The sequence below is a fragment of the Nitrosomonas sp. genome, from assembly GCF_022842015.1.
Classification (GTDB): Bacteria; Pseudomonadota; Gammaproteobacteria; order Burkholderiales; family Nitrosomonadaceae; genus Nitrosomonas.
Genome location: NZ_JALHQJ010000082.1, coordinates 1 through 13,806 on the forward strand (window position 1 = coordinate 1; position 13,806 = coordinate 13,806).

Genomic DNA, 13,806 nt, shown 5'->3' on the forward strand with positions numbered 1-13,806 from the left:
GTGACAAAAAAGAGCATGCACAGAGAAATTCCGTTTGCGCGTGCCTGCCAATTCATCTCAAACCAGAATTTCTACTTGGCAGCGCATAACTGATCGCTGAATTTCTGAGTAAGCTCTAAGTAATGGCCAGATGAGAGATGCCCGAATGGATATCCTGTGTTTTAGCTTCAGCACCCTCGAGCTTGATTTGCAAGCGTAATTCATTCATCGAATCGGCATTGCGCAATGCATCTTCATAACTGATTTTGCCGGCTTCATAGAGTTCAAACAGTGCCATATCAAAGGTTTGCATGCCCATTTCACGCGAACTTTTCATAATGGTCTTAATTTCATGCACATTGCCTTTAAAAATCAGATCTGAAATTAACGGTGAGTTAAGCAGGACTTCGATAGCCGCAACCCTTCCTTTGCTGTCTTTAGCCGGGATCAATCGCTGTGCCACCAATGAGCGCAAATTCAGCGATAAATCCATCAATAACTGCGCTCTGCGTTCTTCCGGGAAAAAATTGATGATGCGATCAAGTGCCTGGTTGGCGCTGTTGGCGTGTAATGTTCCCATGCAAAGATGGCCGGTTTCGGCAAACGCAATCGCGTGTTCCATGGTTTCACGATCGCGGATTTCTCCAATCAATATGACATCGGGGGCTTGCCGCAGCGTGTTTTTCAGCGCAGCTTCCCATGACTCAGTGTCGACGCCTACTTCGCGCTGGGTGATGACACAGTTAATGTGTTCGTGAACATATTCCACCGGATCTTCGATGGTGATGATGTGACCATAGCTATTCTTGTTGCGATGCCCAATCAATGCTGCCATGGATGTCGATTTTCCAGAACCGGTTCCACCGACAAAAATTACTAGACCCCGTTTGCTCATCACAACTTCCTTAAGCACTTGCGGCAGAGCTAAATCATCAAACTCGGGGATTTTGGTGGTGATGGTACGTAATACCATGCCAACGCGTTGTTGTTGAACAAACGCGTTGACACGGAAACGTCCGATTCCGGCTGGGCTAATTGCAAAATTGCATTCTTGCGAAGCTTCAAATTCTCCAACTTGTTTTTCATTCATAATCGCTTTGGCCAACATTTCGGTATGCTGTGCGGTTAAGGATTGTTGAGAGACCGGAGTCATTTTTCCGTCAATTTTGAATGCAGGTGGAAATCCAGCTGTAATGAACAGATCCGAGGCTTTCTTGCCCAGCATTAAGCGCAGTAAATCCGACATAAATTTTGCAGCTTGTTCTTTATCCATTGGTTGCCCCTGAAATTTACAATACACTCGATTGCTCGACTAAACCCTAAAATTGTCCTTATTCATCGCTTGAGTCCTGGCTTCAGCGACTGAGACGGCATTGCGTTTTACTAGATCGGTTAGGTTTTGATCCAGTGTTTGCATACCTGCGTTCTGACCTGTTTGTATCGCTGAATACATTTGTGCAACTTTGCCTTCACGGATTAGATTACGAATCGCTGGGGTGCCAATCATAATTTCATGCGCAGCTACGCGCCCCTTGCCATCCTTGGTTTTTAACAGCGCCTGAGAAATAACTGCGCGCAATGATTCCGATAGCATCGCGCGAATCATTTCTTTTTCTTCCGCCGGAAACACGTCGATTACACGGTCAATAGTTTTTGCCGCCGAGCTGGTATGCAATGTTCCAAATACCAGGTGACCGGTTTCAGCTGCGGTCATCGCCAACCGTATGGTTTCAAGGTCGCGCAATTCGCCTACCAGAATAATGTCTGGGTCTTCACGCAGTGCGGAACGTAGCGCATTTGAGAAACTTAATGTATCACGGCCTATTTCGCGCTGATTAATCAAGCATTTCTTGCTTTCGTGCACGAATTCAATCGGGTCCTCAAGTGTTAAGATATGGCCATACTCATTTTCATTGATGTCATTGACCATTGCAGCCAGGGTAGTCGATTTTCCCGAGCCGGTAGGACCTGTTACTAATACAACCCCACGCGGTTGCTTGGCAATTTCAGCAAAAATTTTGGGTGCGCGTAAATCTTCCAAGCTGAGAACCTTGGATGGAATCGTTCGCATGACTGCTGCTGCGCCGCGTTGTGTATTGAATGCATTGACCCGGAAACGGGCTAGATTTGGTATCGCAAAGGAAAAATCACATTCCAGATGCTCTTCGTAAAGTTTGCGCTGACCATCATTCATAATGTCATAAATCATCGCGTGTACATCTTTATGAGCCATTTCCGGCAAATTGATGCGACGGATGTCACCATGCACCCGGATCATCGGAGACATGCCCGCAGATAAATGCAAATCAGAAGCGTTGTTTTTAACCACAAAGGCAAGTAGCTCAACAATATTCATTAGGTATCCTCTTGTGACGATGCAAAATGTGATGGGAGTGTTCTGCAACTGATCAGCCTGGCAAATCGTTGTGAAATGCCATCTGCATTGCTGTTGCAGCGTTGAGAGCGAGTGCATATTAAGCGTTTTGCTCGCTCTTGCTTTGCACAGACTTCTTTGAAAACGTATTTCAACTGCCTGTTAATGCGATCAATCACTAGCCAGTCCGTTTGTTAACGGACAGAGCAAATAAAAAATTGAGACAAGTTGGCAATTGACTGTTTTTAAGAATACTGCAAGATTGGATATAATTTTTACGTGGATTGATTAACCGCATCCTTGATTCGATTAGCCCACGCTGTGGCTTCCAATTCCAGCTTAATGAATTCATCCATGTTGATAAATCCCATTTCTGACAAAATTGATGACACTGTTTCATATTCACCCTTTTCATGGGCTTCAATTAATTCCAGTTGATGCCCTAAATAGCCTCGTCGTGTCAATAGAGCTTCGCCCATATCTTTTTGAATACTTAGCGTGCTAACAAGCTCTGACATTTCCATCCCGAGCAAAGTATCCAGTAGTGATAGTACCCCTACCATAAAGGCACGATCCTGATGATTCTTATCGTGTGGACGATCCGCAATGGCAATTGCTTCTAACAATCTGCCACGAACTGTGGCTGTCTGCATTAACGCATCTGATGCGCCACCATCCCTTTGCTTAGCAGCATAGAGCAATATCTGGATCCAGCGTTGAAGCTGTTTCCGGCCAATAATCATAATGGCTCGTTTGATGGAGTTAATCGTGCTTGGTAAACCGCCCGCAGCGGAATTTACCATGCGTAACAAGTTATAGCTTAAGCCGGGCTGAAACTTGAGCTCGTTTTCAATTTCAGTTACTTCACCGTCTTTAACAACTAACAGTAATAGTTTCAATAGAGATAGCTTCGAGGGATCAATACGTTTTCCAGTAATAATCTCTGGTTTTGCAAAATAAAAGCCTTGCAGCATCTGAAAGTTCAGCGCGATACAATTTCGAGCGATTTCCTTACTTTCAACTTTCTCTGCCAGTAATAGCACCGGCCAACGCCTTAGATTCTTTATAAGATTAAGTAAGTTATTCTGGTTTAGTGCAGTAATGTTAATCTTAACTATATTAATGAGCGGCATTATGCGTTCAAACCGCTGATCTAGTTGAACGACATTCGAGAGCGCTAATTGATAACCTTTTTGTTTTAAGAATAAACAGCGTTGTATGATTTCATCATTAATCTCTACACTTCTCAAAATTTCGAGGACTACATGTTTCTTTGGGAGCATGCAGATTGCATCATTCATCAATAACTTAGCATCAACTTTAATAAATCCGCGCCGTTTGCCAATCACATTTTCTATACCTAATTGACCATAGGTGTCAATGATGACATTGGCTGAAGCAGCAGAATTATCGGTAACCTCAACGACGTTATTTTGATTAGTACGAAATAAAAGCTCAAACGCCACTAAATTTTGTTTGCTATCCAGAATCGGTAATCTGCCAAGATAAACTTCCATCCTATTTTCCTCTATAGCTTCACGTTATCCTGCATGCACCTGTTTATCGTTCAGAATTGAAACGAGTTGAGTTTTTGTGCAACACTGCAATCTTATGTAATAAAAGAAATATATGGCGCAAGGCGCGAGAACGCACGGGTTGACTGAAGGCACATTCTTTCAAGCTGTCAATTAATGAATGGCATTGAATACTTCAGTAACTTGCAATTTAGCTACGGTAATAACCGATTCCACAATTTCTGCTGTCAAGCCAAGATAACTCCATGTTTTAAGGGCACGATCTGATATGGCTGTTTCGAGGTTCATCGGTTGATTAGTACAAGGCTGGATATAGTTGGCGATACTTATAGCCGCACAAAGTGTGCTGGCATCAGATTGATATTCTTCATTTTTCATGGGGTCAGATTGATATTCGACCATTTTCCATATGTTAGGTGGTAATTTCCATTGTTTTAAAAGTTCGGCGCCCAATTGTGCGTTGGTGAAACCAAAAATCTTCCGTTCTTCCTGGATTGCAGCATCTTCACCTTGATTCAGGCAATGCAATATTTTTGCAGATTCTTTGGGAAATTGACTAAAAAGAATTAATCGTCCAACGTCATGCAATAATCCAGCAATGAAAAAACGCTCTCGACTATCAACGCTTGATGTTAATAAGCGCGCGGTTACACCACTCGTAATGCTGTGATTCCAGAACATGTCCATGTTGACCAGATCAGGTGAAATTCCTTTAAAGGTTGTGGTCACTGATGATGCAATCACCAGATTACGCAATTCTTTATGTCCGATGATCGAGATGGCTTTCATAACGGTTTCAATTTTTCCAGAGAAACCAAAATAAGTACTGTTTGCGAACTTCAATAGTTTTGCTGTTAGTGCGGGATCACTTAAGATGATACGTTCTAATTCAGTATTTGTTGCTTCCCCTGAGTCAATTAAATCATTAATGCGAAACACAGCATCAGGTAAGGAAAAAATAGATCGAACGTTAGTGACTATTGTGCAAAGATCCATTTGAGTCTCAGAGAATTTGAGATAACGCTAATTTTAACTTTGTTAAGTACATTTTTTTGTAGCTGCTTCTGATATTTATGCTGCAGCAACACATTCTCGTTGCCAACTTGGGTTATCAAGGTGATGATCCAGTATGCGAAGCAAAGATTAAACCAAAATTACTCTTATTGCACTGAGGATTAAGGGGGGGAAATTGTCTGATTTCTCAGAAAAGATGTGATTTTGTTTAGGAGAATTACTCTAACAGGCGCTGTTTAAGAACTAACCGCATTGCTGCTGCGGTGTTAAAACAGACTCATATGCTCAGCATAAGCTGCACTTTTTCGCCTGTTTTACTTTGCATGGGCTGCTCGTGAATGGTTTTTTAACGCTCAGCTAAGAGCCTGATTTTCCAGAAATGAGTGCAATATATTTTTCCTGGAGCTGTTCTTTGCTCTCTACGATAGCGGGATTAGTTGTAATGCAATCTACCGGACAGACCTCTATACATTGAGGTTCACTGTAGTGTCCGACGCACTCTGTACATAGGCTGGGATCAATTTGGTAAATTTCTTCACCTTGCGAAATCGCGCCATTTGGACACTCGGGTTCGCAAACATCACAGTTGATACATTCATCGGTAATAATTAGTGCCATTTATATTCTCAAGATTATTGGGTTAATTTCTCACGCAGTTTTTTTGCGACCAGCGGGTGTACAAACGTATCAGCATTTCCGCCAAGCGATGCTATTTCGCGCACGATGGTTGCAGAAACAAACATATATTGTTCTGAGGGTGTCATGAATAAAGTTTCCACATCAGGATATAACCCACGATTCATTCCGGCCATTTGGAATTCATATTCAAAATCTGAAGCAGCGCGCAAGCCGCGCACAATTATTCGCGACCTTTGTTGCTGCAAAAAATTCATCAGTAAGCCAGAAAATGCCATAACTTTGACATTAGAACAATCTGACAGAACCTCCTGTGCCATCTCCACTCTTTCTTCTAAGGTGAAGAAAGGTTTCTTGCCGCTACTTACGGCGACTGCAATAACCACCTGGTCAAATAAACGCGAAGCGCGTCTAACTAAATCTTCATGCCCCCGGGTTATGGGATCAAACGTGCCGGGATAAATCGCCTTATCCATAGTGTGCCAACTCCAGCAGTTGATAACGAACAGTTCCTGCCTTAGCGCCGCGATGTATTTTCCATTGTTCATCCAAATTCCATATGCCTCTGGATTCAGAATAAACCAATCCATTTTGTTCAAGATGCGGTGGCAGCAGCGGCATTAATCCAGGTAGTAAATCAAGACGATAGGGTGGGTCAAGAAAAATAACATCAAATTTACGTGCATCAGATTTCATAAAACTTAGCGCATTCATTAGGAGCAGTTCAACCTGCATTGCTTGTAATTTCTCTTTATTTTCTTTCAGTGCTTTATATACTCGTGCATCATTATCAACCATAACTACTTGTGCTGCGCCACGTGACGCAGCCTCGAAACCTAACGCGCCACTACCAGCAAACAGATCGAGGCAACGCAGACCACTTAAGTCCTGCTCTAGCCAATTAAAAACTGTTTCTCGTATTCTATCGGAAGTGGGTCTTAAATCGGGATGTTCCGGAAAAGTCAGCAAACGGCTTCGCCATTGACCTCCGATGATGCGGATTTTTCCCTGAATTAGCGTCATACAGCAAATATTTTTACTCAATCGCTCCGGCAATGACAGCTACCATGCCATCGGGCGGGATTCGCCGCTGAAATGCTTGCCGAATTTGCTCGGTAGTTACTGCTTCAACGGCTTCCAGATAATCTGCCAGATAAGTAAGTGGCAATTGATAAAAACCGATTACGGATAGAAAACCTAATATTTTGCTATTACTGTCGAGCCGCAGTGGAAAACCACCGATAATATTTTGTTTAGCTGCTACTAATTCTTCTTCTGTTGGGCCATTCAATACAAAATCTTTAAGTACTTTTTGGGTTAAAGCAAATGCTTCCTCGGATTGCTCTTTTTTAGTTTGCAAGCCAATTTGAAACGGTCCTTGCTCTTTATATGGCGCAAAAAAACTGTAAACACTATAAGCCAAACCGCGTTTTTGTCGTACTTCTTCCATCAGGCGTGAAACAAACCCTCCACCTCCTAGAATATGATTTCCAACCAACAGGGAAAAATAGTCGGGATCATTCCGGCGCAATCCGGGGTAAGCCAGTTGGATGTGACTTTGTGCGGCGGGGTGGGGTAGTCTTTTTATTTCTACCTTGGGAAGGATGACTGGCGGAACGTCCTTTGGTTGCCCAGTCGAAGGTAAGCTTGCAGTCAATTTTTCTGCAATTGCTGCTGCTTCAAGTCGAGTTACATCACCGATGATTGCTATCACAGCGCCTTCTGCTACATAATGGGAGTGGTAAAAAGTGAGTAGATCCTCGCGCTGTAATTTATCGAGCGTCTCAATTTCACCCCGTTCATTGAATCCATAGGGATGATTGCCGTATAGCATCTTCATTAATTCGCGCTCGGCGATATAATCCGGTTTAGTGCTTGATTCTCTTATACTTGAAATAATTCTTGCTTTTTCCCTCGACAAGATAGCTTGCGGGAATTCCGGGGATTGAATAATGCGGGCAAATACATCCAGTGCTTGTTTGCGTTCTAGTTCACTACTCAAGGTACGTAAAACAATACCAGCACGATCCCGATCAAAATGACTTCTGGTTTGCGCTCCCACATCGGCTAATGCAGTGGCGATTTGATCCTCAGACAAGCCTCCTGCACCCAGGCTGAGCAGATGCTGAACCAGATTGGCGCGACCTGATTGACTCGGGATATCCATACTGCTGCCTGCCGCAAATTCGACACTCACATCCAGTATCGGTAGGTCATGATTCTCCACGAAATATACTTTTGCCCCAGAAGAAGCCTGCCAAAATTGGATTGGTAGCGAAGCTAATGCCCACGGGGAATAAAAGCCAAGCAGTATAATAAAAAAGAAAAATTGTTTCATGGGTACCAGAGCCTCCTGCAGTGCGTTCTCAGAGCAAGCATGTTATAAAATTTGCAATTAACCACTATTGCGTAATCCTGCTGTTACACCGTTGATAGTGAGATGAATAGAACGTTTAACTTCTTCACTATCTTCGCCAGATCGGTAGCGGCGAAGCAATTCCACTTGTAAGTGATTGAGTGGATCGATATAGGGGATTCTATTACGGATGCTGCGTGCTAATGTCGGATTATCTTGCAGTAACTCGACATTACCAGTGATCGCAAATAGCCACTTTTCACTTCTCACGCGCTCTTCTTGGATTCGTGCAAAAATCTGCTTACGCAGTACAACATCGTCTACCAGTTCAGCGTAGCGTGAGGCAATGCCCATGTCTGTCTTAGCTAGTACCATATCCATATTCGACAACAGCGTTTGCATAAAGGGCCATTTTTGGTACATTTCTTGCAATAAGGCGAGCCCTTGGTCATTTTGATCTTGTTGATTCACAAATGCTTCCACTGCATGGCCGAAACCATACCAGCCTGGCAGCATCATCCGACTCTGGCTCCAGCTGAATACCCATGGAATCGCACGTAAATCTTCAATTTCATCGGAATTCCTGCGGGAAGGTGGTCGACTGCCTATGTGCAAACCTGCCATTTCCCGAATAGGTGTTGATTCCAGAAAAAATTGCTTGAATCCCGAAGTTCCAAACACTAAATCTTGATAAGCTGCAAAAGAAACCGCTGCGAGTTTACTCATCGCGGGATAATATCGATCTGCATTTTTGCCGATCGAGTCATGGCCTAGTAAAGTTGCTTCCATTGTCGCTGCCACTAAAGTTTCAAGGTTACGACGCCCAATCTCGGGTTCAGCATATTTACTACTAATGACTTCACCTTGTTCGGTTACACGTATCTGACCATTCACACTGCCGGGAGGTTGTGCCAAGATGCTCTGATAACTCGGCCCACCGCCACGTCCTACAGTGCCACCACGACCATGGAATAGACGTAATCCAATCTGATGTTTAGCAAAAACCTTAGTCAGTGCAATTTCTGCCTTGTAAATCTCCCAATTCGAAGCGATAAATCCACCATCTTTATTGCTATCGGAATACCCCAACATGACTTCCTGTACACTGCCTACTGAACTTAACAGCTTGCGGTAATAGGGTAGTGAAAATAATTGATCCATAATTTCACCGCAGCTTTGCAAATCAGAAATTGTTTCAAACAATGGGATAATATTGAGATGCAACTGGGGGGATTCTCCAGTTTGCAGCAAATCCACTTGACGTAACAAGTATGCTACTTCCAGTATATTGACCACCCCAGTGGTCATGGAAATAATATAATTCGGCATTGCTGTGCGTCCGAAACGCCGATGAATTTCGGCGGCGCACTGCAAAATGTGTAATTCGGATTGCGTCGTTTCAGAGAACTCCGAGGGAATAGTCAATAATGGATGTAACCGATTAATTTCTAACAATAACCAATCTACCCGCTCCTTCTCACCCAGTTGCAAGTAATCCTTGTGGCCGGTGTAATATTCAAATAACTCGCTTACGACTTGTTCATGAATTTTGCTATGTTGACGCATATCCAAAGGTGCAAGATGAAAGCCGAATACATCTGCGGCTCGCCGCAAATTGCGTAATGCACCTCGCGCTACCCAAGATGATTTATGCTGTTTCAGCGATTGAATGATTACATCGAGATCGTGTATAAATTCAGCGCTATCAACGTAAGGCTCCTTGGTTTCTTCTGTGCTTAGCTGCAAAACTTGATGCCCAAATTTTTTTGCGGTGGCGACCAAACGAGCGCCTATGCTCAGAAAAATGCGCCGATAAGGTTCATCAGACCGGTTAGGGATATCCGGGGCGGTAGCAAGTAAATTTTTGACTTCGTCACTGATCTCTACCAAGAGTTCGGTCAGGCTCATGGAACGACCAATTTTTTGCACGGCATCAATATAATATTCCAGTGCCACCGCTGATTGGCGTTCCACAGCGCGCAGCATGACATCGTGTGTGACAAAAGGATTGCCATCGCGATCGCCGCCAATCCAGCTTCCAATTCGCAGAAACGAAGTCACCAATGGAATATCGTTGACCAGCCGACGCTCGAGCAAATCTTCCATTTTTGCGTATATATATGGGATTTCACTTAAAAACGTATAACTGTAATACGCTAAACCATTTTCAATCTCATCATAAACGGACAGGCGAGTCGGACGTAACATACGTGTTTGCCACAAAATTTGAATTGTAGCTCGCTGATTTTCTTCATTATGACGTAATTCATTTGGAGTCAACTCAGTCCATGCTCGTTCTTTTAGTAAGCGCTCAATGGCTAATTGGCAATCCAATATGCTTCTACGCTGTACTTCGGTTGGGTGCGCAGTCAGAACTGGAGAAACAATCGCTTTCTTGAAGAAATCAGCAAGGACTGTTCGTGCATTACTACTGCTTTCCAATACGCGCTCTAGCGCTAACGTCACACTCCCTGCCTGTGGCGTTGAACCGGCGCGTAGGTGAGCCCGCCGCCGCCGGTTATGATGCACATCCTCTGCAATATTGGAGAGCAGTGAGAAATAACTAAAGGCACGAACAACTGGCAATGAATCTCTATCGCTTAATTGCTTGAGTATCGCTTCCAATTCATGCCTTGCAGTAGGATCCTGCTCGCGATGAAAACGAATTGCTATTTGGCGTATATTTTCCACCAATTCGAAGGCGTTATCTCCCTCTTGCTCACGTACCGTGTCGCCCAAAATGCGTCCAAGAAAACGAATATCCTCGCGCAATGGTGAATCTTTATCATTTGCTAACTGATTATTAACATCATTATTCTTTGAATCAACATCATTCATTACGTTCTACATCCGCTATAAAAAATGAAACCAGCGACCACTCGCGATACGCCAAGTCAGGGCTGGCCATGCTAAAATGATCGCCAGTAAGAATTTTTTGTAATTTTTTCATTTATATCATTAATGCCCAATTCATTTTTATTTCCCAAGAAAATTGTCATTGCTTCACGAGAAAGCTTACTTGCTATGTGGCAAGCCAAGTTCATTCAAAAATGCTTAAGTGAATTATACCCGCAAACTGAAATCAGCATACTTGGTATGACAACACGCGGTGATCAGATACTGGATCAATCATTATCTAAAATTGGCGGAAAAGGCTTATTCATTAAGGAACTTGAACAAGCTCTGGAAGATGGCCGCGCTGATATCGCAGTGCATTCCATGAAAGACATGCCTATGAATGTTCCAGTAGGATTCAAGCTAGCTGCGATAACTGAGCGAGAAGATCCACGTGATGCGTTTGTTTCTAATCACTATGCGAGTTTGGATGTGTTACCTGCGGGTAGTGTCGTTGGCACATCAAGCTTGCGACGCGAAAGCCAATTGCGGGCACGTTTTCCGCAACTTCGAGTGCAACCATTGCGAGGCAATGTTCAAACCCGATTACGCAAACTCGATGAAGATCAATATGCAGCGATTATCCTGGCTGCTGCCGGTTTAAAACGGCTTGAACTCTCCAATCGCATTACAGCATTACTCAATCCTGAACAAAGCTTACCTGCGGTTGGACAAGGTGCTTTAGGGATCGAATGCAGAGCGGATCGTCTTGATTTGATTAAGCTTATGCAACCACTACACCACCAGGGAACTGCTTATTGTGTCGAAGCTGAGCGTTCGGTGAGTCGTGTATTGGGAGGCAGCTGTCAGGTGCCATTGGGAGCTTTTGCTGAAATTAACAATAACAAACTTCAACTCCGTGGATTTGTTGCGCAACCTGATGGAAAACGTATCGTGAGCGGAGCATTAAATGGTGAACCGGAAACGGGTATTGCAATGGGGCAGCAATTGGCGCAAGAGCTGATTAAGCAAGGTGCAGATAAAATTCTGGCTGCTTTGGTATCTGCCGAAGGTTGGAATTGACTGCCAGTAAACAATTAGCTGGGATTAATATACTGGTCACTCGTCCGATACATCAAGCTACACTTCTTGCAGAAAGTATTCATGCTAGCGGTGGCAATCCGATTTTACTTCCAGTATTGGAAATCGCTGATATCGCGAATATTACCCCACTGATCAATCTGATCAAACGCTTGGACGAGTTTGATTGGGCGGTATTCGTCAGTCCTAATGCTGTTACCAAAAGTATGGATTTAATTACCAAGCAGCGCACGTTCCCTCCCCACTTAAAAATAGCTGCTGTAGGAAAAAGCACTGCGGACACATTAAGAGGGTATGGCATCAACGAGGTTCTTATCCCAATCGAATGTTTTGATAGTGAGGGGCTGCTTAAATCAAGGGAATTACAGAGTATGGGCGGCAAACGTGTTGTAATTTTTCGTGGTAATGGCGGCCGTACGCTATTGGGCGACACACTTGTGCAACGCGGTGCGTATATCGAATATGCCGAATGCTATCTGCGCAGGAAACCAGATATTGATAACGCACCTTTGCTTGCCGCTTGGTCACAAGGGGAAATACACGCAGTAATCATTACGAGCAGTGAGGGATTGCATAATTTATTTGACATAATAGGCAAGCTTGGCCAACAATTACTGAAAGTAACTCCGGTTTTTACAGCTCATGAGCGCATAGCACAAGTAGCCAAAGAATTAGGGTTAGAAAAAATCGTGAAAGTACCATGCGCTGGAGATGAAGGTTTGCTGAGAGGTTTGCATATATACTTTCAGACGATGGGAAGATAGCTTTTGTTTTGAATGATATATAAGGAAGGGGCCCATAATATAAAATATAAATAGTCGCGCATCAATTGTACTTACCGTGGTGGTAGGTGTGTACTTGTAATCCGTGATATAAATTAATAATGATCGACTCTAATGCGATGAGGAGAATATATGAAACTGATAGTCTGGCTAATAGCACTATTCACTGCTGCTGTGGCTGTTACACTTACTGCTAAAAACATCACTGGGCAAGCTTCACTGGTGATGCCGCCCTATCAATTAGAGCTACCGCTCGATCAGTTTATTATTGTTGTGATCGTGGCTTTTATAGTTTTCTATTTGCTAGTACGATTCATCTTGGGAGTATTTGGATTCAGCAAAAGGCATCGCCACAAAAAAACAGACGAGATGCTGCTATCCGGACTAAAAGCCTACTTTGAAGGTGATTTTGTTAAAGCACAGAAAAATACCGCCACTGCATTAAAGTTAGCAAATTCAGAAACTATCAAAACAATTAGTGCTGTTATCGCAGCTCGTTCAGCACACAAACTTGATCAAGTTGCAGCGCGAGATCAATATTTAAATGATGCTCTTAATCAAGCGCCAGGTGAAAAATCTTTGTGTCTTGCCACTAAAGCTAAGTTCCAGTTAGATGATGGACATTATCAGGATGCACTTAGAACCTTACAGTTATTGTATTCAGAGGGAGGGTTGCAACCCACTGCGGTGTTGCAACTGGAGCTGGAGGCTCAGCAACAGGGTGGAAATTGGGATGCAGTATTGGAGTTAACTGAAGTACTGGCGAAACGTCAATCGGCTAATAAAACACACATAAAGCAGTTAAGACACGATGCGCAAATAGAAAATATTAGAAGCAAAGCAACCGATTTGCAGTCCTTGAATCAGTATTGGTTGCACATATCGCCGATGGAAAAGATGGATAGTAAACTTTGTGCAGCTGCAGTGCGTGCCTACAGTTCTCTAGGAGACTGCGTAGCAGCAAATCGGATTATTGAACAAAATGTTCCGATCACATGGGATAGTAACTTAATTGAACTTTATGCGGAATGCTTGGGCTCTCATGTCAATAGGCAGATTGAATGCGCAGAAGTTTGGCTGAAATCACGACCTAACAATGCGCAATTGTTGTTGACGCTTGGTAAACTTTGTACTCATTGTGAGCTTTGGGGTAAAGCGCAAAATTATTTAGAAGCTAGCTTATCGGTTGAGCCA

General features: G+C 43.4%; 12 protein-coding genes. 3 read left to right on the forward strand and 9 right to left on the reverse strand.

What is annotated here, in order from left to right; all coding sequences use genetic code 11:
- Positions 1-115 precede the first annotated feature (115 nt).
- The 9 genes from Q0C11_RS12895 to ppc all read right to left on the reverse strand — a co-directional run bounded on the left by Q0C11_RS12895 (position 116) and on the right by ppc (position 10,732).
- Positions 116-1,252: a PilT/PilU family type 4a pilus ATPase gene (locus Q0C11_RS12895; RefSeq protein WP_293008614.1), complete on the reverse strand. Its 1,137-nt coding sequence runs from the start codon at positions 1,250-1,252 to the stop codon at positions 116-118.
- A 39-nt stretch (positions 1,253-1,291) separates the two neighbouring features.
- Positions 1,292-2,335: a type IV pilus twitching motility protein PilT gene (locus tag Q0C11_RS12900; protein WP_293008616.1), complete on the reverse strand. Its 1,044-nt coding sequence runs from the start codon at positions 2,333-2,335 to the stop codon at positions 1,292-1,294.
- A gap of 293 nt (positions 2,336-2,628) precedes the next feature.
- Positions 2,629-3,870, reverse strand: a complete 1,242-nt coding sequence (locus tag Q0C11_RS12905) for an EAL and HDOD domain-containing protein (protein WP_293008618.1) — start codon at positions 3,868-3,870, stop codon at positions 2,629-2,631.
- 171 nt (positions 3,871-4,041) lie between these two features.
- Positions 4,042-4,884 (reverse strand): HDOD domain-containing protein, encoded by an 843-nt coding sequence (locus Q0C11_RS12910; protein WP_293008620.1) that lies wholly within the window; start codon positions 4,882-4,884, stop codon positions 4,042-4,044.
- A 375-nt stretch (positions 4,885-5,259) separates the two neighbouring features.
- On the reverse strand, positions 5,260-5,520 hold the full coding sequence (locus Q0C11_RS12915) for a YfhL family 4Fe-4S dicluster ferredoxin (RefSeq protein WP_293008622.1): 261 nt from the start codon (positions 5,518-5,520) through the stop codon (positions 5,260-5,262).
- 14 nt (positions 5,521-5,534) lie between these two features.
- Complete coding sequence (coaD, locus tag Q0C11_RS12920) at positions 5,535-6,014, reverse strand: pantetheine-phosphate adenylyltransferase (protein ID WP_293008624.1); 480 nt, start codon at positions 6,012-6,014, stop codon at positions 5,535-5,537.
- Positions 6,007-6,561 (reverse strand): 16S rRNA (guanine(966)-N(2))-methyltransferase RsmD, encoded by a 555-nt coding sequence (gene rsmD, locus Q0C11_RS12925; RefSeq protein WP_293008626.1) that lies wholly within the window; start codon positions 6,559-6,561, stop codon positions 6,007-6,009. Before rsmD ends, coaD begins: the two co-directional genes overlap by 8 nt.
- Positions 6,562-6,574: 13 nt before the next feature.
- Positions 6,575-7,876: a pitrilysin family protein gene (locus Q0C11_RS12930; protein WP_293008628.1), complete on the reverse strand. Its 1,302-nt coding sequence runs from the start codon at positions 7,874-7,876 to the stop codon at positions 6,575-6,577.
- 57 nt (positions 7,877-7,933) lie between these two features.
- Entirely contained in the window at positions 7,934-10,732 is a 2,799-nt protein-coding gene (ppc, locus tag Q0C11_RS12935) for a phosphoenolpyruvate carboxylase (RefSeq protein ID WP_293008630.1), read from the reverse strand.
- A gap of 123 nt (positions 10,733-10,855) precedes the next feature.
- On the opposite strand from ppc, the gene hemC reads away from it, so the two are divergent.
- From hemC to Q0C11_RS12950, 3 genes are all read left to right on the forward strand, one after another.
- Positions 10,856-11,812 (forward strand): hydroxymethylbilane synthase, encoded by a 957-nt coding sequence (gene hemC, locus Q0C11_RS12940; protein ID WP_293008632.1) that lies wholly within the window; start codon positions 10,856-10,858, stop codon positions 11,810-11,812.
- Positions 11,809-12,594, forward strand: coding sequence for a uroporphyrinogen-III synthase (locus tag Q0C11_RS12945; protein ID WP_293008634.1), 786 nt, complete (start codon positions 11,809-11,811; stop codon positions 12,592-12,594). Before hemC ends, Q0C11_RS12945 begins: the two co-directional genes overlap by 4 nt.
- A gap of 150 nt (positions 12,595-12,744) precedes the next feature.
- Positions 12,745-13,806: heme biosynthesis HemY N-terminal domain-containing protein (locus tag Q0C11_RS12950; protein WP_293008636.1), on the forward strand; the 1,062-nt coding region annotated here is incomplete at its 3' end.